Annotated in this window: 19 protein-coding genes and 2 tRNA genes; 12 read left to right on the forward strand and 9 right to left on the reverse strand. The window is 37.3% G+C overall.

What is annotated here, in order from left to right; translation table 11 throughout:
* Genes AC4IFE_RS17795 through AC4IFE_RS17805 form a run of 3 tightly spaced genes read right to left on the reverse strand, consistent with a single transcriptional unit; the run spans position 1 to position 2,572 of the window.
* On the reverse strand, positions 1-1,077 hold the full coding sequence (locus AC4IFE_RS17795; protein WP_490758480.1) for a hypothetical protein: 1,077 nt from the start codon (positions 1,075-1,077) through the stop codon (positions 1-3).
* Positions 1,077-1,244 carry a hypothetical protein gene (locus AC4IFE_RS17800; protein ID WP_490758481.1) on the reverse strand — a complete coding sequence of 56 codons (168 nt, stop codon included), beginning with the start codon at positions 1,242-1,244 and terminating at the stop codon, positions 1,077-1,079. The genes AC4IFE_RS17795 and AC4IFE_RS17800 overlap by 1 nt, the downstream gene beginning before the upstream one ends.
* On the reverse strand, positions 1,244-2,572 hold the full coding sequence (locus AC4IFE_RS17805; RefSeq protein ID WP_490758482.1) for a hydroxymethylglutaryl-CoA reductase, degradative: 1,329 nt from the start codon (positions 2,570-2,572) through the stop codon (positions 1,244-1,246). Before AC4IFE_RS17805 ends, AC4IFE_RS17800 begins: the two co-directional genes overlap by 1 nt.
* 142 nt (positions 2,573-2,714) lie before the next feature.
* Here AC4IFE_RS17805 and AC4IFE_RS17810 point away from each other — a divergent pair, with 142 nt between their 5' ends.
* The 4 genes from AC4IFE_RS17810 (at position 2,715) to gap (ending at position 7,195) form a co-directional block, all read left to right on the forward strand.
* A complete protein-coding gene (locus AC4IFE_RS17810) occupies positions 2,715-3,974 on the forward strand; it encodes a putative DNA modification/repair radical SAM protein (RefSeq protein ID WP_490758483.1) in 1,260 nt (419 codons plus the stop codon).
* A gap of 103 nt (positions 3,975-4,077) precedes the next feature.
* Positions 4,078-4,836 carry a TIGR03915 family putative DNA repair protein gene (locus tag AC4IFE_RS17815; protein ID WP_490758484.1) on the forward strand — a complete coding sequence of 253 codons (759 nt, stop codon included), beginning with the start codon at positions 4,078-4,080 and terminating at the stop codon, positions 4,834-4,836.
* A 334-nt stretch (positions 4,837-5,170) separates the two neighbouring features.
* Positions 5,171-6,157, forward strand: coding sequence for a 6-phosphofructokinase (gene pfkA, locus AC4IFE_RS17820; RefSeq protein WP_490758485.1), 987 nt, complete (start codon positions 5,171-5,173; stop codon positions 6,155-6,157).
* A 30-nt stretch (positions 6,158-6,187) separates the two neighbouring features.
* Entirely contained in the window at positions 6,188-7,195 is a 1,008-nt protein-coding gene (gene gap, locus AC4IFE_RS17825) for a type I glyceraldehyde-3-phosphate dehydrogenase (protein WP_111955181.1), read from the forward strand.
* Positions 7,196-7,263: 68 nt separating this feature from the next.
* Here the strand turns inward: gap and AC4IFE_RS17830 are convergent, their stop codons facing one another.
* Complete coding sequence (locus AC4IFE_RS17830) at positions 7,264-8,106, reverse strand: hypothetical protein (RefSeq protein WP_490758486.1); 843 nt, start codon at positions 8,104-8,106, stop codon at positions 7,264-7,266.
* A 427-nt stretch (positions 8,107-8,533) separates the two neighbouring features.
* Between AC4IFE_RS17830 and AC4IFE_RS17835 the strand changes: the two genes are divergently transcribed.
* The 5 genes from AC4IFE_RS17835 (at position 8,534) to AC4IFE_RS17855 (ending at position 14,638) form a co-directional block, all read left to right on the forward strand.
* Positions 8,534-9,307 (forward strand): LuxR C-terminal-related transcriptional regulator, encoded by a 774-nt coding sequence (locus tag AC4IFE_RS17835; RefSeq protein ID WP_490758487.1) that lies wholly within the window; start codon positions 8,534-8,536, stop codon positions 9,305-9,307.
* Positions 9,308-9,389: 82 nt separating this feature from the next.
* Positions 9,390-10,577: an oxygenase MpaB family protein gene (locus AC4IFE_RS17840; protein ID WP_490758488.1), complete on the forward strand. Its 1,188-nt coding sequence runs from the start codon at positions 9,390-9,392 to the stop codon at positions 10,575-10,577.
* A gap of 204 nt (positions 10,578-10,781) precedes the next feature.
* The gene (recA, locus tag AC4IFE_RS17845; protein ID WP_426046412.1) at positions 10,782-11,789 is read left to right on the forward strand and encodes a recombinase RecA; all 1,008 of its coding nucleotides are present in this window, start codon (positions 10,782-10,784) and stop codon (positions 11,787-11,789) included.
* A gap of 249 nt (positions 11,790-12,038) precedes the next feature.
* Positions 12,039-13,931 (forward strand): molecular chaperone HtpG, encoded by a 1,893-nt coding sequence (gene htpG, locus AC4IFE_RS17850; RefSeq protein ID WP_490758489.1) that lies wholly within the window; start codon positions 12,039-12,041, stop codon positions 13,929-13,931.
* Between the two features lie 326 nt (positions 13,932-14,257).
* Positions 14,258-14,638 carry a helix-turn-helix transcriptional regulator gene (locus AC4IFE_RS17855; protein WP_490758490.1) on the forward strand — a complete coding sequence of 127 codons (381 nt, stop codon included), beginning with the start codon at positions 14,258-14,260 and terminating at the stop codon, positions 14,636-14,638.
* Positions 14,639-14,892: 254 nt separating this feature from the next.
* Here the strand turns inward: AC4IFE_RS17855 and AC4IFE_RS17860 are convergent, their stop codons facing one another.
* Positions 14,893-15,189, reverse strand: a complete 297-nt coding sequence (locus tag AC4IFE_RS17860) for an MGMT family protein (protein ID WP_072922467.1) — start codon at positions 15,187-15,189, stop codon at positions 14,893-14,895.
* A 109-nt stretch (positions 15,190-15,298) separates the two neighbouring features.
* Between AC4IFE_RS17860 and AC4IFE_RS17865 the strand changes: the two genes are divergently transcribed.
* Positions 15,299-15,445 (forward strand): hypothetical protein, encoded by a 147-nt coding sequence (locus AC4IFE_RS17865; RefSeq protein ID WP_490758491.1) that lies wholly within the window; start codon positions 15,299-15,301, stop codon positions 15,443-15,445.
* 249 nt (positions 15,446-15,694) lie between these two features.
* Here AC4IFE_RS17865 and AC4IFE_RS17870 read toward each other — a convergent pair whose 3' ends face one another.
* The 4 genes from AC4IFE_RS17870 to AC4IFE_RS17885 form a co-directional block, all read right to left on the reverse strand.
* Positions 15,695-16,666 (reverse strand): deoxyhypusine synthase family protein, encoded by a 972-nt coding sequence (locus AC4IFE_RS17870; protein WP_111955197.1) that lies wholly within the window; start codon positions 16,664-16,666, stop codon positions 15,695-15,697.
* Between the two features lie 176 nt (positions 16,667-16,842).
* Positions 16,843-17,223, reverse strand: coding sequence for a GreA/GreB family elongation factor (locus AC4IFE_RS17875; RefSeq protein ID WP_490758492.1), 381 nt, complete (start codon positions 17,221-17,223; stop codon positions 16,843-16,845).
* 373 nt (positions 17,224-17,596) lie between these two features.
* A complete protein-coding gene (gene arfB, locus AC4IFE_RS17880; RefSeq protein WP_490758493.1) occupies positions 17,597-17,989 on the reverse strand; it encodes an alternative ribosome rescue aminoacyl-tRNA hydrolase ArfB in 393 nt (130 codons plus the stop codon).
* A gap of 44 nt (positions 17,990-18,033) precedes the next feature.
* Positions 18,034-19,062, reverse strand: coding sequence for an AMP-binding protein (locus AC4IFE_RS17885; protein ID WP_490758494.1), 1,029 nt, complete (start codon positions 19,060-19,062; stop codon positions 18,034-18,036).
* Positions 19,063-19,161: 99 nt separating this feature from the next.
* Between AC4IFE_RS17885 and AC4IFE_RS17890 the strand changes: the two genes are divergently transcribed.
* Both AC4IFE_RS17890 and AC4IFE_RS17895 read left to right on the forward strand, forming a co-directional pair.
* Positions 19,162-19,232, forward strand: a tRNA-Gln gene (locus AC4IFE_RS17890).
* Between the two features lie 213 nt (positions 19,233-19,445).
* Positions 19,446-19,516 (forward strand) — tRNA-Gln (locus AC4IFE_RS17895).
* Positions 19,517-19,518: the final 2 nt, after the last annotated feature.

The raw sequence follows: 19,518 nt of genomic DNA on the forward strand, positions 1-19,518 counted from the left end.
TTATAATTCTTCTAATTCTAGATTTAAATATTTTTTTGTTTTGTAATCCTGCCAGGTTCCGGTGATCTTGTTTCCTTTTTTATTGGCCTCAATAAAAGCCCTCGGAATCCATTTTTCCAAATCTTCATCATAGTGATCATTCTCCGTGATGGAAATATGATCTCCTTTGATCTTTCCGTTCCATTCTATCAGTTTTTTATTTTTGTCATACCAATACATGGCAGAAAAAGCATTTTCTTCATGATCTGTGTAAAGACGTTTGATCAAAACCGTAATAGGATATTGATCAATCTTTCCTTTTAGCAGTTTATACTGGAAACTTGTCGCATCAGGTTTTCCAGAACCTGAAAGAAGATTTTTTGCGTATGGACTCCAGTATTTTTCGAGGTCTTTATAAGGAATTTCAATGCTGTGATCTCCCAGATCATCCAATGCTCTCATCGCATGATTGGAACATCTTCCGGCAACGAAAGTCAGTTTATCTTTTCCAAAATAAAACTCAATATATTCTAAGGTATGCTCTAAAAAACAGTCCTCATACATTCCGATCTGCTCCTGCACTTCTTCTGTAGGATTTTTATCTGCTTTTAATTCTTTAAGAAAATCATTAACCCTCTTCCTGATTTCCTGATTAATTAAATTTTCAATCGTTTTAACAGCACTGGGCAGAAATAAATCAGGACAATTAATAAAGTTTCCTGTTCTGAGGTCAAAATTAATCCATTTGGAAAAACCTTCCGGGTAAGCTCCCGAAGCCTCTCCGTCTAAAGCAATACTGAGTATATTTTTAGGCGTTTCTAATTTTTCCCAACTGTAAAAATAGAGATAATTGGCATAGGAGTTGGTCGCAGTGGCAGCCTTTTTAAAAGGGTCAGGGCCGGAATTCGGAACATATTCCAGTTCATTGACCTGCAGAAAGGTATTGATCTTATTTTCTACCAAAGGATTTTCAGGATAGGAAATCACCGGAAAAACAGTATCTTCAGATTTTGGCTGTAAATTGCTGATCTTTACATTTTTCTGTTGAGAAAAACTTAAACCAGAAATCAACAGGAAGAATACTATTCTCTTTCTCATTATTTTGAATGAATGTAGATTAAAATAAGTTTTGCCACCAATGTGGAGATCCCCAATATAATAAAGACATTGGAAAGCTTTTTGGAATTTCTGAAGCCTGGTGACGTCGTTTTCTTCAGGAAGATCCCGAAGATGATAAATAGTATAGGGAGAATAATCTGCAGCATTATTGAGCTCTTAATCTGTTAAACTCATGAATAACCTCATGGTGGCTTACCGTTTTATCTTTAAAATAGTTCACGAAATGCTGTTTTTCCTCTTCTGTAGCGCCCATTTGGTTTAGAATATTCAACAGGTGCATTTTCATATGTCCTTTCTGGATTCCGGTGGTGACCAAAGAGCGGAGAGCACCGAAATTCTGGGCAAGTCCGGAAACAGCCAGAATGCTCATCAATTCCTGCGCAGATGGTTTCCCAAGCAATGCCAAGGAGAACTTTACTAATGGGTGAAGGTTCGTAAGTCCTCCGACTACCCCTACAGAAATTGGAAGATCAATCCAGAATCTGAAAATTCCGTTGTCCGTTGTACAATGCGTCAGTGATCTGTATTGTCCGTCTCTCGCCGCATAGGCATGAGCACAGGCTTCTGTTGCCCTGAAGTCGTTCCCTGTAGCAATTACTACGGCATCTACTCCATTCATTACGCCCTTATTGTGTGTGGTTGCACGGAAAGGCTCTATTTCAGCAATGGTAACAGCCTGTTTGAATTTTCTTGCAAATTCTTCATTGGAAATGCCGCTGTCATCCTTTAAATCTTCAATTTTACATGAAACCTCAGCTCTTACGAGACAGTCCGGTGTAAAGTTGGAAAGAATATTCATCACGATCTGTAACGAGTTTTTCTCTTCCTGCGTGAAATCTTCACTTGTGGCAATTTCCTGCTTCATTGTTTTTCCGAACTGCTCAAGACACGAATTGATAAAATTTGCGCCCATGGAATCTACCGTGTCAAAGCTTGCTTTAAGCTGATAGTAATCCGGCATTTCGGAGGTTTTGTCTATTAATTTAATATCCAGGATTCCACCGCCTCGTTTTCTCATATTGGCCGTAATATCTTCTGTAGCTTCAAACAGCTTTTTCTTTAATTTAAAATTAAAGAAATGCAGAAGTTTATGAGACTCCACCTTGAATATAAAGTGGGTATGTCCTAATTTTTCATTGTTGATAATGGTTGTCTTAAAACCTCCTTTATCGATCCAGAATTTCGCAGCTTTTGAAGCTGCTGCTACTACTGAACTTTCTTCAACGGCCATTGGAAGAGCGAACAATTTTCCGTCAATTAAGAAATTCGGGGCAATTCCGTAAGGCATATAGAAATTGGAGATCGTATTTTCAGAAAACTCCTCATGAAGTTTCTGAAGATCAGCATTTTCGTTCCAGTATTGTTTTAGTATATTTTGATATTCTTCGTTTCCTTCAAGGTATTCGCTGACAAGCCAATCGATTTTTCCCTGCTTTGTAAGTTTAGAGAAGCCTTCTACCGGTTTATGATTCATAGCATAAATTTAATAGGTGTAAAGATAGTAATTTTGAAAATCTCTGTTGTTGATAACTTCTATTGAAAAAGATTGATATTTATCAATTTTGGAACTACTTTTGAACAGAATTTAGATACAAATTATAACATTCTTCTGAAAAATGAATTTTGAACGCCTGAAAGAAAAACTCGAAATCCTTGCTGATGCAGCGAAATATGACGTTTCCTGCTCCTCCAGCGGAGGAACGCGAAAGAATAAAAAAGGGGCCTTGGGAGACAGTTCCGTAAGCGGGATCTGTCATACCTATACAGAGGACGGACGCTGTGTTTCCCTGCTCAAAATTCTGCTGACCAACCATTGCATCTACGACTGTGCCTACTGCGTATCCAGAAGTTCCAATGATATTAAAAGAGCCGCCTTCACAGTGGAAGAGGTAACAGACCTTACGATTAATTTTTACCGAAGAAATTATATTGAAGGGTTATTTCTCAGCTCCGGAATCTTTAAAAATGCAGATACGACGATGGAGCGTCTGGTAAGGGTGGCAAAAAAATTACGTTTAGAAGAAAATTTTAACGGCTATATTCATTTGAAATCTATTCCGGGAGCAAGTGATGAGCTGATGCAGGAAGCCGCTCTTTATGCAGATAGGTTATCCATTAACCTTGAAATCCCTACAGAAAGCGGGTTGAAATTGTTGGCTCCTGAAAAAAACCGGCAGGATATGCTTAATCCTATGAAATATATTCAGAATGGGATTGCTCAGTATAAGGATGAAAAGAAAATCTTCAGGAAAGTTCCGAAGTTCGCTCCGGCAGGACAGTCTACACAGATGATCGTGGGAGCAACCAACGAAAACGACCTGCAGATCATCAAAGTGGCGGATCATTTTTATAAAAATTTCAATCTTAAAAGGGTTTATTATTCCGGTTATGTTCCTGTTCTGGAAGATAAAAGACTGCCTTCTCTGACTACGGAAGTTCCGATGCTTCGTGAAAACCGCCTGTATCAGTCGGATTGGCTGATGCGCTTTTATGGTTTTAAGGCGGAAGAAATCCTGGATCCAAATATGCCGTTTTTGGATCTTGAAGTTGACCCCAAATTGAGCTGGGCCTTGAGACATCTGCATCAATTCCCTGTTAATTTACAGACTGCGGACTATCAGATGATTTTAAGAATTCCGGGAATAGGCGTGAAAACTGCGCAGAAAATTGTGAGTGCAAGACGTTTTCAGGTGTTAAATATGGACCATCTGAAAAAACTGGGAGCTGCAGTCAACAGAGCAAAGTATTTCATTGACTTTAACGCCGGAAATGCTTATCTAAAATATCTAACGGATAAATATTTCAGGAAACTGCTTGTGGGTGGAAGCTCTTCTAAATTTCACAATCAGTTTTCACAGCAGCTGAGTCTGTTTTAGAAAATTGAAAAATTGAAGAATTAAAAGATTTAGAGATTTAGAAATAGGCACTGGAAGTTATCAAAAACAGTTATTTTATCGACGCATTACATCATCAGATCACATGACTACACTCCTATACGACGGCAGTTTCGACGGACTTTTTACAGCGATATTCGAGGTTTTCGAATACCGCTATAAAGAAGCGGAAATAGTGAGTAAGGAGAGGTTTCATCAGGAAAACATCTTTGCTGAAATTCATGAAGTCATTACTCAAAATGATAAAGCTGAACGGGTTTTAAACAAACTGGAACAGCATATTGGACAGTCAGGAATACATGAATTATTAAAAGTTTATTTATCAGAAGCTCCGGAATCGGAACATCTTATTTTATCCGCTGTAAAACAGTCGGTAAAACATCCTGATAAAAATATTCTGCAAAATTATGCTGACAGCGATATTTTAAAAATTTCAAAAATCTGCAAATCGGTAAGCCGGGAAAGGCACAGAATGACTGCTTTTGTGAGGTTTGAAAAAATGCAGGACGGCGTTTTCTTTGCGAAGATAGATCCGGACTTTGATGTTCTTCCGCTTATCCGTAAACATTTTAAAGACCGGTACCAGGATCAGAAATGGATGATTTATGATTTGAGAAGGAATTATGGAATTTTATACGATCTGGAAAGCTGTGATTTCTTTTATCCGGAGGAAAAACTGGATCTGCATCAGTACCAGCTGAAGTTTCATGACGATGAAAACAATTATCAAAAGCTGTGGCAACGGTATTTTATAAAGACCAATATTGTGGAAAGAAAAAATTTGAAGCTGCATGTTCAGCATGTTCCGAAAAGATACTGGAAGTATCTGACGGAAAAACGGTGATGCGGCGATTTAATACAACCATGTTTTCACAGATTGAACTGATGGCATATCTGATGAGATGCAAACGTATGTACAAATGGTGTAAAAAGTTATTTTTTATTAAGCGAAGTATGTACTCCGATATATCTATTCATATTCTTTCCAATCTTTTTCAATAAAATATTTCGGCTTTGTATAGCCTTGATGTAAATTCTTCATAAACACAAACAGCAGGATATTTTTTAAAGCCTGCAAATTTTAGAAGCTTTTAATTATATATATTCAAAACTCTTATGAACTTACTGCCATTATCTGAACTTGTTTTTGTAAATTTGTGTTCGAAATTTTTTACTAGATGAAAGAGAGTGCTGTAAAAAAAATTGCAGTTCTTACTTCAGGAGGTGACTCTCCGGGTATGAATGCAGCATTAAGAGCAGTCGTTAGAACTGCAAACTATTATAATATCGAATGCTACGGAGTAAGGGAAGGCTATAACGGACTCATCAATGATGATTTCCTGAAAATGGGCCCCCGTTCCGTAAAAAATATAATCAACCAGGGCGGAACGATTCTTAAATCCGCCAGATCTGTAGAATTCAGAACTCCTGAAGGACGTCAGAAAGCTTACGACAACTGTGTGAAACACGGTGTAGATGCATTGGTTTGCATTGGCGGAGACGGTACTTTCACCGGAGCGAAAATCTTCAACGAAGAATTCGGAATCAGAGTAATTGGCGTGCCGGGAACTATTGACAACGATATTTTCGGAACGGATAATACCATAGGCTATGATACGGCTTTAAATACCGCTATGGAAGCTATTGACAAGATTCGTGATACGGCTACTTCCCACAACAGGGTTTTCTTTGTTGAGGTAATGGGCCGTGATGCAGGTTTCATTGCTTTAAACAGCGGACTGGCTACCGGTGCTTTGGACATCCTGATTCCTGAGAAAAAAGACAGCATGGAAGATCTTTTCGCCAATTTCAGAAAAGCTGAAAAAACAGGGAAAGCATCAAGCATCGTTGTAGTGGCTGAAGGTGAAAAGCTGGGAAGTATCTATGATCTGGCCAATCAAACCAAAGAAGAATTCCCTGATTACGATATCCGTGTAACGATCCTGGGACACATCCAGAGAGGAGGCTCTCCAAGCTGTGCAGACAGGGTTCTGGCAAGCAGACTGGGCTATGGTGCCGTAGTGGGACTCATGGAAGGAAAAACAAATGTAATGGCCGGAATGCGTTCCAACGATATGGTGTACACACCGATCGAAGAAGCCATTAAAAAACATAATGAAATCAATAAAGATCTTTTACTGATTTCTGAAATTTTAGCAATCTAATTATTTTTTTATAATCTAAAACAAACTATTATGTCAACAATCAAAGTAGGTATCAACGGTTTTGGTAGAATTGGACGTCTTGTTTTCAGAGCAATGACTGAAAGAGATAACATTGAAGTAGTAGGAATCAATGACCTAATCAACGCAGAATACATGGCTTACATGTTAAAATATGATTCTGTACACGGTATCTTCCCGGGAGAAGTTTCTGTAGAAGGAAATGATCTTGTAGTAAACGGAAAAAGAATCAGAGTAACGGCTGAGAAAGATCCTAACAACCTAAAATGGAATGAGATCGGTGCAGACTATATCGTAGAATCTACAGGTCTTTTCTTATCTAAGGACTCTGCTCAGGCTCACATCAATGCCGGTGCTAAAAAAGTAATCCTTTCTGCTCCATCTAAAGATGACACGCCAATGTTCGTAATGGGTGTGAACCACAAGGAACTTACTGACGATATCAAAATTTTATCAAATGCTTCTTGTACAACCAACTGTTTAGCTCCTTTAGCTAAAGTAATCCACGATAACTTCGGGATCGTTGAGGGTCTTATGACAACGGTACACGCTACAACGGCAACTCAGAAAACTGTTGACGGTCCTTCAATGAAAGACTGGAGAGGAGGAAGAGCTGCTCTAAACAACATTATCCCTTCTTCTACAGGTGCTGCTAAAGCGGTAGGAAAAGTAATCCCTTCACTAAACGGAAAACTTACAGGTATGTCTTTCAGAGTACCAACTGTTGACGTTTCTGTAGTAGATTTAACCGTGAGAATTGAAAAGGCTGCTTCTTATGAAGAAATCTGTTCAGTAATCAAAGCTGCTTCTGAGGGTGAATTGAAAGGAATCTTGGGATACACTGAAGATGCTGTAGTTTCTCAGGACTTCGTAGGAGATAAGAGAACTTCTATCTTCGACAAAGATGCCGGTATCATGCTTTCTCCAAACTTTGTAAAACTTGTTTCATGGTATGACAACGAAATGGGTTACTCAAACAAATTGGTAGATATGCTTGTACACGCTGCTTCTTTATCATAAGTAATGAGCAATTTGCAATAAATAATGAAAACCTTCCCGTCGGGAAGGTTTTTTATTTTATGACTTTATTATTTTGCTACAAATGGATTTTTATCAAACCTAAAAGATATTCCTACAAAAGGATTCACTCTGTACTGCATTTTATTCAGATTGTCTGATGTCACAGAGCTATCAATCGTCTGGCCCACAGTATAATCTGTATTGGGACGGTTTTGCTTATGGATGGCAACACCTGCTGTCAGAATAATATTTTGACCAATTCCCAGGGCACCACCGGCAAAAACAGACAACTCTTCAAAATCAAACCCTAAACCGCCTGTAAATCCGGGAGAAAAATTTCGCTGGTTATTCATAAAGGTAAACATAATGCCAGGCGTCAGGTCCATCATTTTCCCATCTCTGTTTTCTGCTACTACATTATTTACAGAAGAGAATCTTGAACGGTTTGTAAGAAAAACAGCATTTGCTCCGAAAGAAGTTGTCCATTTCCAGTCAGATTCGCTTTTTATAATATACTTTCTTATGTTCTCCTGTCCCGTTACTCCGATATAGAGAATATACTGAGTATTACTTCTAAAAACCAGCTCTGCAATTACATCACTTTCACCAGTAACGCTTTTAGTACTGTCCTCTTGCTCCTTCTCCATTTTTAATGGTTCGTAATCAATGGCTTTCTTTCTAATGACCAGACTTTTCAACTGCGAGGATGGTATATATAATTTATAATTTCCTTTATCAACAAACATTTCCATGCTGTCGATTTCAATAGACAGATCAATAGTAATTGTTCTATGGATTGTCTTTTTCCCGTTTTCTCCTGCTTCCTTTCCTACTTCGACTTTTATTTGTGTAAAAAAAATCGAGGGAATAAAAATTGCAAAAGCAAGAATCTTTAATAAATAAGTTTTCATGGCTATTAGTTTTCTACAAAGTTTAGAAATTCATGAACACAAGTAAATTACCCGTTTGGGTGATTTTGAAATATCAAAGAGAATGTTTTGGGAGTGTATGCAAAAGAAAAAACCTCTCCAGTAAAGAGAGGCTAGTAGTTTATCATTTTCAAACAACTAAAAAAGAAAAGAGTAAACTGTTTTTATAACATTCATTAATTAACTTCGAAATGAACCTTGCATAAAAATTCAATGTTCCGGCACTTAATATTTTACCTGATTAAATAAATTATAGAAAAAATTAAATCATAAAACAAAACGGAACAAAAAAATTGAGTCGTCATGGTTATTAGTCAGTACAAAGTTTAGCATTTTATCAGTGTAAAAAAATCCCCCTTTTGTGGTATTTTGTAAGTATTTTAATTATTTTAGCTAAAACTAATGATTCATGGAAAACACAGAAAAAAAGCATCCTCTCATAGAAGTCTGGAATACATACCCCGGCGTCAGGAGAGACAGGAAAATCCTGGACAAACCTCCCATAGAGCGCATCATTGGTGAAATGTTTGCTATAGGAGAATTTTATTATTATGCTTTGAATCTTACAAACAGTACACTTTCTCACCATCATGAGAACATTCTGAAACTTCACGGTCTTCCATCATATCCTGAAAATTTAAAAGATGTTATTGATCTTACCCATCCTGATGATATAGAATTTGTGCTGAAAGCCGAACAGCTCCTTATCAACAAAATGACAGAAATCGGTCTGGAGCACCAGCTTTACATTAAGGGCAGCTATTGTTTCAGAATGAAAACAGCAGAAGGAAATTATGAGCTGTTCCACCATCAGTCCATTATCACCATGGAAGATGAAAACGGAATTCCTGTGCAGGCTATAAACATCCATACCAATATTCATCATATCACAAAAGAAAACCCTTATACCGTTCTGGTTTCCGGGATAGGTCCGAGAAATGATTTTCACCAGGTGAGGCTGGATTCCTTTTCTAAACCGGAAAATTTTTCTGAACATCTAACGAAGAGAGAAATGGAAATTCTTGCCCTCATCACCAAAGGATATTCGGGACCGGAAATAGCCCAGGCATTGATTTTGTCTGAACATACAGTTCGCACACACAGAAAAAATATTTTACGGAAAACAGATTCCAGAAACAGTAAGGAACTTGTAAAAAAAGCTTTTGAAAGAGGACTTATCTGATATCTTCAGCGTTTAATAAGGACTGACAAATCTCACCAGAAAATTTCGGTGTAAAACTTGTATTTTTATAGTAATGGAAAACATGATTATACAGCCACGTTTTAAAGATGCGCCTCACTTCAGACATTTCTGGGGAAAAGGAAACGGAAAACAGCTTATCGATTTTTCCGGAGCTGAAGTGAGCTTTAGGAACTTTGAAAAATGTTCACGCTATTTTTATCATGTGGATGAGATGGGAGATGAAGTGGTAAAAGATGTTTATTTTACTAAAAAATTTCATGAGGCCTCAAAAGAAATAGAAAATTATATCCGGAACGGAGTTTCCGAAACGGATGCCGTTCCTGAAAGCGTAAAAAAACTTTTTACCCAGACCCAGCAGATTCCGGACTGGCTTGATTACAGCCTGCTGAAAAGCGGCGCAGAGCTCTGTATGAGAGGTAACATCGATTCCCTCATCTCACTAAGAGATTACTGCCTGATTGGCGGATATGATTACGCTTATCTTAATAAACCCCTTACAGCTACAGAAGCACTGAAAAAAGGTGCTGTAAAACGTCTTTCAGAAACGCTGGACTTTTGGGTCAACGTAACACGATATGATGCACTTGAAATTCATGCAAAGGGTTATGAATTTGCTATCAAGACCCGTCTGATCCATTCTTACGCCAGACTTTCCATCAAAAAACATTACAAAGAATGGAATACTGAAAATTGGGGAGAACCGATCAATTCATGGGATATGATGGCAACGTATACAGGATTTAGTCTCGTTTTTCTTCATAGTCTTCAAAAATTGGGAAATACCTTTTCAGAAGAAGAGGAAAAGGGAATTTTTCATCTGTGGAAATATGTCGGATATTTGCTTGGAATTCCTGAGCCTCTTCTTCCCGACACTAAAAAACAGGCAACAGAATATTTTTACCTGTGGACTTCTGTACAGCCGCCATCCGATAAAGATTCTATTTTGCTGGCCCACTCTTTACTGAATGAATCGCTGGAAAACCCGATCTTAAAATTCAGATTTCAAAGGAAAAACCTCAGGTATCTGCATATTTGCTGCACATGGTTTCTTCTGGATGATGAGGTATGTAAAAGACTGCAGATTCCTGAAGTTTCCAACCGCAAACTGTTTCCTAAAACCAAAATTATCATCAACAAAATTTATGATAACCTGTTAAGCCGGGAGACAAGAATAAAAAAGGGAGACAAAGACCAGATGAAAGTACTGCAAGACTATCTTAAAATCACTAAAAATTCAAATTTTCACTAGAACCATACCGAACAGCAAGTACATTAAACGGGAAAAAATATTTTTTTATGTTTTGAATCATAAAACTCTGCATTCCATTCGTAATGAATAACATCAGTCTCAAAACATTATTATTTTTTAACGCTAAAAACAGTTTTTCATCTTAAATAATATTAGTTTTTGACGTTAAAATTCCGTAATTTTGAACAATTATTTTAACAACAGATGAGCAACATAGACGATAAGAAAAAAGCACTTGCATTAGTGCTTGACAAGCTAGATAAAACATACGGAAAAGGAACTGTAATGACATTAGGTGACAGTACGATTGATACTACCATTGAAGTTATTCCTTCCGGATCTTTGGGATTAGACATCGCTCTCGGAGTAGGTGGATATCCAAGAGGAAGAATCATTGAGATCTACGGACCTGAATCTTCCGGTAAAACAACTTTAACGCTTCATGCTATTGCAGAAGCTCAAAAAGCAGGTGGAATTGCAGCATTTATTGATGCAGAGCATGCTTTTGACAGAGGTTATGCTGGGAAATTGGGAATCGATCTTGAAAATTTAATCATTTCTCAGCCGGACAACGGTGAGCAGGCTCTGGAAATTGCTGATAACCTGATCCGTTCGGGAGCAATTGACATCGTAGTTATTGACTCTGTAGCAGCCCTTACTCCAAAAGCGGAAATTGAAGGCGAAATGGGAGATTCTAAAATGGGGCTTCATGCAAGATTAATGTCTCAGGCATTAAGAAAACTGACAGCTACGATTTCAAGAACAAAATGTACGGTAATTTTCATCAACCAGCTGAGAGAAAAGATCGGTGTGATGTTTGGAAATCCTGAAACCACTACTGGGGGTAATGCATTGAAATTCTATGCTTCTGTAAGAGTAGACATCAGAAAAGCAAGTGCACCTATTAAAAATGGCGATGAAGCTATCGGAAGCCGTGTAAAAGTGAAGATCGTGAAAAATAAAGTAGCGCCACCTTTCAAGCAGGCTGAATTCGATATTATGTATGGTGAAGGAGTTTCTAAAACAGGAGAAATTCTTGATCAGGCTGTAGAACAGGGAATTGTAAAGAAAAGCGGTTCTTGGTTCAGCTATGAAGAAACTAAGTTAGGACAAGGTCGTGATGCAGTAAAAGATGTGCTAAAAGACAATCCTGAGCTTGCTGAAGAACTGGAAAATAAGATCAAAGAAGAATTGAAAAATAAAGTGAAATAATTTTTTTCAATACATAAATTTAAGACAGCTTTCGGGCTGTCTTTTTTTGTTTGCAAATTTAGGTTTTGGCTAAAGCCAATGACTTTTATGTGTATTTGTAAGCGGGGCTAAAGCCCGCTCCTGCTGAATTTAATAAGAATATTATAATGTTTAATGCTCAATCTTCCATCCCATCTGACATTCTGTCACATTCTCTTTCATGGTATTTTTTTTGAGGCTTACCTAGAAAATTAAAAAACAAAAATTATTATGACTAAAGGAAATATTAATGTATCTGTGGAAAACATTTTCCCGCTTATTAAAAAGTTTCTTTACAGTGACCACGAAATATTCCTGAGAGAACTGATCTCCAATGCAACTGATGCTACTTTAAAATTAAAGCATCTGACAAGCATCGGAGAAGCAAAGGTTGAATACGGAAATCCTAAGATTGAAGTTAAAATCGATAAGGAACAAAAAACTTTACGTATTATCGACCAGGGAATTGGTATGACTGGTGAAGAGGTCGAAAAATATATCAACCAGGTTGCTTTTTCCGGTGCCGAAGAATTCCTGGAAAAATATAAGGATACTGCAAAAGATGCAGGAATCATCGGACATTTCGGTCTTGGTTTCTATTCTGCATTTATGGTGGCAGAAAAAGTGGAAATCCTTACAAAATCTTATAAAGAAGGTTCTGCTGTAAGATGGATCTGCGACGGAAGCCCGGAATTTACCCTTGAGGAAACCACTGACAAAACTGACAGAGGAACAGAGATTATTCTCCATATTGCAGAAGATTCTACGGAGTTTTTAGAAGAAGCTAAGATCCGTGAATTATTGTCAAAATATAATAAATTCATGCCTGTTCCGATTAAATTCGGGACCAGAACACATACCCTTCCGTTACCGGAAGATGCACCGGAAGATGCGGTTGCTGAAACCGAGGAAGTGGATAATATCATCAACAATCCAACACCGGCATGGACTATCGCTCCAAGCGAGCTGACGAACGAAGACTACATGAAGTTTTACCATGAACTGTATCCTATGCAGTTTGAGGAGCCTTTATTCAATATCCATCTGAATGTTGATTATCCTTTTAATCTTACAGGAATTTTATTCTTCCCGAAACTGAGCAATAATTTAAATATTGACAAGGATAAAATCCAATTGTATCAGAACCAGGTATTCGTAACGGATGAAGTAAAAGGGATCGTTCCGGACTTCCTTATGCTTCTGAGAGGAGTGATAGATTCTCCGGACATACCATTGAATGTTTCCCGTTCTTATCTTCAGGCTGATGGTGCTGTGAAGAAAATCTCTTCTTATATCACTAAGAAGGTTGCCGATAAAATGTCTTCCCTGATCAACGAAAACCGTGAAGACTACGAGCAAAAATGGAACGACATTAAAATAGTGATCGAATACGGAATTATCACGGAAGATAAATTTGCAGAAAAGGCAGATAAATTCACACTATATCCTACTACAGACGGAAAATATTTCCTTTGGAATGAATTAATTGAAAAAATTCAGCCTGCCCACACGGATAAAAATGGGAATACAGTAATTCTTTATGCAACGAATGCTGATGAGCAGCACAGCTATATTCAGGCAGCTAATGATAAAGGATATAGCGTTCTTTTACTGGATTCACCTGTGATCTCCCACGTCATCCAAAAACTGGAAACTTCAAAAGAGAAAATCTCATTTGCAAGAGTGGATGCGGACCACATCAATAACCTCATCAAAAAAGATGAGCCGGTTATTTCTAAATTGAATGAAACTGAAAAAGAATCTTTAAAGAAAGATGTGGAAGAGGTTGTAAAAGATGCCAAATTCACCGTACAGCTTGAAGATCTTGACAGCAATGATGCTCCGTTTACGATCACGCAGCCAGAATTTATGAGACGAATGAAGGAAATGCAGGCAACCGGAGGCGGCGGAATGTTTGGAATGGGAAGTTTTCCGGAAATGTATAATCTGGTAGTAAACTCGAACAGCGAGCTTTCAACTCAAATTTTAAAGACAGAAAATCCTGAGGAAAAGGAAACACTGATTAAATATGCTCTTGATCTGGCAAAACTTTCACAAAATCTATTGAAAGGAAAAGACCTGACAGATTTTATCCAGAGAAGTTACAAGCAGCTGGAGAAATAACAATATCAAATAAATACCAAAGACTGTTCTTATACTGAGAACAGTCTTTTTTTATGTTTTAAAACTTACAAAATAGTTTAAACTCAAAGATTGATCTACATACCGATGTCGTCATTGCGAGCAAAGCGAAGCAATCTCTTAATAATTTTTAACCTCTGAACTTTTTCTTTAATTTTTTATTTTAAAACATTAAAGCTGATTTAATCACTTTGATATTCTAAACTTTTCTGATGCTTTAGGGTAATCCCGTAGGTTCATTGTACATTTTTTCTATTTTCTGTTGTACACATTGTGCTTTTTTTCCATTTTTGTATAAAATGTAGGATATGCAAAAAGAAAAATTACGCGTTATCAGAAAACAAAAAGGCTATACTCAGCAGCAGATAGCTGATATTATTGCGACTGATGTATCCAACTACAGCAGGAAGGAAAGCGGTGATGTAAAGATCGTAAGGGATGAATGGGAGAAGATTGCCCGTTTTCTTGATGTTTCGGTAGAAGATATTTATGAGGATGAAGAAGCTAAAGTGGTAATCAATAATAACCATCCTGTGTACAATGATCAATCCTCTTCATCATCAGGAGTGATCACTCAGTTCCATAATATTTCAGCATCTATTATTCAGAACCTACAGGATTATATTGCCCTGCTGAAAGAGGAAAATGAGAAATTAAAAGAAGAATTACGAACATTAAAAGGAAGATAATAAGGTTGTAGTTTAAAATCAGTGCGTTTTTTTACGTATAAATTTTAAAAACCTTGGATACTATTGAGTATTCAAGGTTTTTTTATTGTGAAAATTTATTGCAAATCCTTTAACTACCGTCTTTTTGCAAGCAAAAATCCGCCTCTTCAAACAAAGGAATGATGATCCTGCTTCTGGCAGTTAAAATATTAGGATAGTTTTTTTTTCGGATTTCCGGCGGCTTCGCCGCCGGAAATCCGAAGTACTTTAACAGCTTAAATCTCCTCAAGCGGGTTCCAGAACAGCTTTTTGAAATCTTTTATCCTCAAATTTTCAACGGTAATCCCTTCTGCTTCCAATCTTTTTTGAAATTCGGGAACGGATAATACACCAGAGCTGGATATGACACGATGTGCCGGCACATCTTCCGGGCATCCTCCCATTGCCTTTCCTACATGACGGGAATGGTTGGGATAACCTACCGCTTTAGCTATGGCACCATAAGAGGAAACTCTTCCTTTAGGAATAAGCCTTGTAATCTCATAAATCTGCTGTTTAAAAATTTCGTCCATAATATAGCGATCTGTTTATAGTGTTGAAAAAAATAAACTTTAAACATCTTTCTGCATCATTTTTGGATTCTCAATCATTCAATGATGTCTGATTTAAAATATTAAAGATATGAAAAAATCATTTTTCCGGCTGCTGAATTCAGTCAATAAAAAGCTGCTTCCCAAGTTGAGCAATAAAGATCCGAACAAACTTAGTAAGATAGAGAAAGAAATTCTGGCCTACCGGTACTTTGTGCTGGTTAATTCTCTTGACTGAAATAGTTGGTGGCACGCACTTGAAACTATGGTATATGTCATTGCGAGCGAAGCGAAGCAATCTTATAATTAGGGAACAAAGTCTCCAAGCTTAATGCTCTTAAAAATCTTAATTCTAACCTTAATATTTCAAAACAAATATTAAAATCATTATGAGATTGCTTCGCTTCGCTCGCAATGACAGTATTATGTAATAAAAAAACGCTTCAAACTGAATTGAAGCGTTGGTATTTTTATAAGAAATTTATTCTTAATTTTCTAAGATGTAAGAGAACATCAATGGTGCACAGATGGTAGCATCACTTTCAACGATGAATTTCGGTGTCGTGATATCCAGTTTACCCCAGGTAATCTTCTCATTAGGAACGGCTCCTGAATATGAACCGTAAGACGTTGTAGAATCCGAGATCTGGCAGAAATAAGACCAGAAAGGAATGTCATGCATTTCCATATCCTGATACAACATCGGCACTACACAGATCGGGAAATCTCCTGCAATACCTCCTCCGATCTGGAAGAATCCAACTCCTTTTCCTGCTGAATTTTTGGTATACCAGTCAGCAAGGTATGTCATATATTCGATTCCCGATTTCATGGTGGTTGCGGTAAGCTCACCTTTGATGCAGTAAGAAGCGAAGATGTTCCCCATAGTAGAATCTTCCCATCCCGGAACTACAATCGGAAGGTTTTTCTCAGCAGCAGCAATCATCCATGAGTTTTCTCTTGGAATTTCGTAATACTGCTCAAGCACTCCTGAAAGGATCATTTTATACATAAATTCGTGCGGGAAATAACGCTCGCCTTTAGCTTCTGCATCTTTCCAGATCTCCACGATATGCTTTTGAAGTCTTCTGAAAGCTTCTTCTTCCGGAATACATGTATCTGTAACTCTGTTTAATCCTCTTTCCAATAGATCCCACTCATCCTGCGCTGTTAGATCTCTGTAATGCGGAACTCTTTCGTAGTGAGAGTGCGCTACAAGGTTCATCAGATCTTCTTCAAGGTTGGCTCCTGTACAAGAAATAAAATCAACTTTCCCCTGACGGATCATTTCTGCAAGGATTTTCCCCAATTCAGCAGTAGACATAGCACCTGCCAAAGTGATCATCATTTTTCCGCCATCTTTAAGATGTGCAACATACCCCTTAGATGCATCTACCAATGCAGCCGCATTGAAGTGCAGGTAATATTTCTCTATAAATTCAGAAATCGGTTTGCTCATTTTTTTAATTTTTGCAAAGATAAAACTTAAAAACGGAATGGAACATGAGTACTTAAAGAAACTCTTGCCTGAACATTCTTTTTTAACAAATGATAAACAGCTTTAGTCATAAGTCTTCTCATGAAAAAGTACAGCCGCGAAGCTGTACTTTCATCTAACAAATATAGATACGGGAATTACCCGTGACAAGATTCCACTTTTAAAATCTCAATTTTTCTTTCACCGTCTTTAAAAGGCCAGTCGATGATATCTCCTACTTTATACCCAACTGTGGCAAGCGCAATGTCCGACAGGATAGAATGCTTGTTTTTCGCTGGTTTAGCTTTCGAAGAAGCTACGAAAATATATTCGTGTTCAAAATTCTGAGTATGATCTTTGATCGTCACTTTTCTGTTAACGGTCACTACATCGGCAGGAAGCTCTCTTCTCAATACCTGTTTGGCTTTTCTCAATTCTTCAGCAAGTCTTTTTTCTTCCGGCATGCTTACTTTTTTTCTTCTGAGCGTATCTTTTATAGCATCATAAATTCCGGTAGTTACAATAATAGGATTGGACATTTTTTAATTTTTAAAATAATGGGATGCAGTCATTCCATGATCCAATGCAGGATGTGAGACCTCATCAGCCTTTTCCCTGTGGAGAACCGCAAAAAATAATATGTGAAATTTGTTGAAATCTATTCCCTGCCCAGGATCCTGACAGGGCTTAATTAATAAAGTCCTTGGAACTTTTAAGAAAAGAATCTTTATGAAGGTACAGCAACGACAGCAAAAGGCCATTAGAGCGGCAGTCTGCAGATAAAGGAATAGTTGCTGTCATATGTAGATATTAATAATACTCTAAGATAGTTAAAAATCCTGACACGCGGAAAAATCTCCTCACAAATTCCATATTTTGAACCCCGCAACCCTCACTATGAATCCCAGATCCCTAAAATTTGAATTTCCTGTTCTCCTTTTTTTCAGAAATTTTCTTTTTGGTATCCAGACGCTTTTGTTTTTGTCCTTTTGACGGTTTTGTTGCCAGTCTTTTCTTTGGAACAATTAAAGCTTTATCGACGAGTTCGATAATTTTTTCAATTGCTTTATTCTTGTTCATCAGCTGGGTTCTGCTCTCCGATACGGTAAGAAACAGATATCCTTCAGCATTGATTCTGTTTTTTAATTTAGTTTGGATCAGCTCCTTCTGATAGTCATTAAAAAATTCAGATTCAGCAACAGGCCAGAGAACCGTGACGGAAGTTTCCACCTTATTGACGTTTTGGCCTCCTGCTCCACTGCTCCGGGAAGTTTTAAAGCTGAGTTCTTTTGAGAAGTCTTTCATGTTTTTTATTTTGAGATTCAAGAAACAAGAATCAAGATAAAGAATTACAGATATTTGCTGATTTTTCTTTTTAATTCTATCCGGTTTACTTTACCGTTGGGTGTTCGTGGAATGCTTTCAATGAAAATAATTTCTTTAGGTTTATGAAAGCTTTTTTCAAATGGTATTTCGGCAATTTTTTTAATCAGATCCGCAGATTCTGATCCTTCTATAACCAATATCAGTTTCTGGCCCAAACTATCATCCTTCATTCCGATAAAAACAGCTTCATTAGGAATCTCTTTTTTCACTAAAGTTTCCAAAGCTTCAGGGAAAATTTTAGCTCCTGCGGAATTAATGACATGGTCTATTCGCCCAAGAAATTTAAACTCTCTTTCATTTCTAACCTCAACTAAATCATTAGTTTGCAGAACCTCAGCATTCACATTGGGAGCAAAAATCTTCAGACAGCCTCTTTCGTCCACACTGACAGAAACATTTTCAAAAGCTGTGAAATAATCTTCCGGTTCCGGCATTATCTGTTTAAGGGCAATATGTGAAAGGGTCTCGGACATTCCATAGGTTTCATAGATACGGATGCTCCTTAATCTTTCATTTTGGGATATTTTTTTCTTTAATGACTCTGAAACAGCAGCTCCCCCAATAATCAGGTTCTTTATCAAATGCAGTTGATCCAGTGAATTTTCCACCTGAAGCGGAGTCATGGCACAGAAATCTATTTCTTCATTCAAATATTCAAGTGGGTTTAAAGAGGGTTCGGTAACAATCAGCCTTAATTTTCTCTCAATAGAACGAACGACCATCATTTTACCGGAAATATATTCCACCGGCAAACATATTAATGCTTTGTCCCCTTTTTTCAATTCTAAAAAATTACAGGTCATCACAGCGGAATTGACCATTTTCTTTTTTTCGATTTCAAAAACTTTAGGTGTTCCTGTAGAACCCGAAGTCTGAACCTTTACAGTAGGTTCATCAGAAAACCATTCGACTAAAAAATTTTTAATTTTCTGTTCGAAATCTGTTTGAAAGGATAAATTATTAATATTGAGATTATTGAAGTCTATCAGCATGATTGAGGTAAATAAAAAGCAGTGTAAATTTAAAAAAAACTTTAAAAAATTCTTGTATCTAAACAAAAAAGCTGTAAATTTGCCTCACCAAAATAAAACAGACCTATAGTGTAACGGTAGCACTCCGGTTTTTGGTACCGTCAGTCGGGGTTCGAATCCCTGTGGGTCTACAAACCATCCTTTTTAAGGGTGGTTTTTGTTTTTTCAGTTTCCAGGCTTTTATTCTTCTTTTAAGCTCATTCCAAAATCAACTGAAATTAGGCTTAAAGTACAGCACTAAAAACAAGATCACGTAAAAATAAGACTTAATTCATTTAATTTTTTCCGGACAGTTATTTGTGTGTAAAGAAAAAAATTGTAGATTTGCACCACCAAAAATAAACAGACCTATAGTGTAACGGTAGCACTCCGGTTTTTGGTACCGTCAGTCGGGGTTCGAATCCCTGTGGGTCTACA

This window comes from Chryseobacterium sp. UF-81, assembly GCF_058245105.1.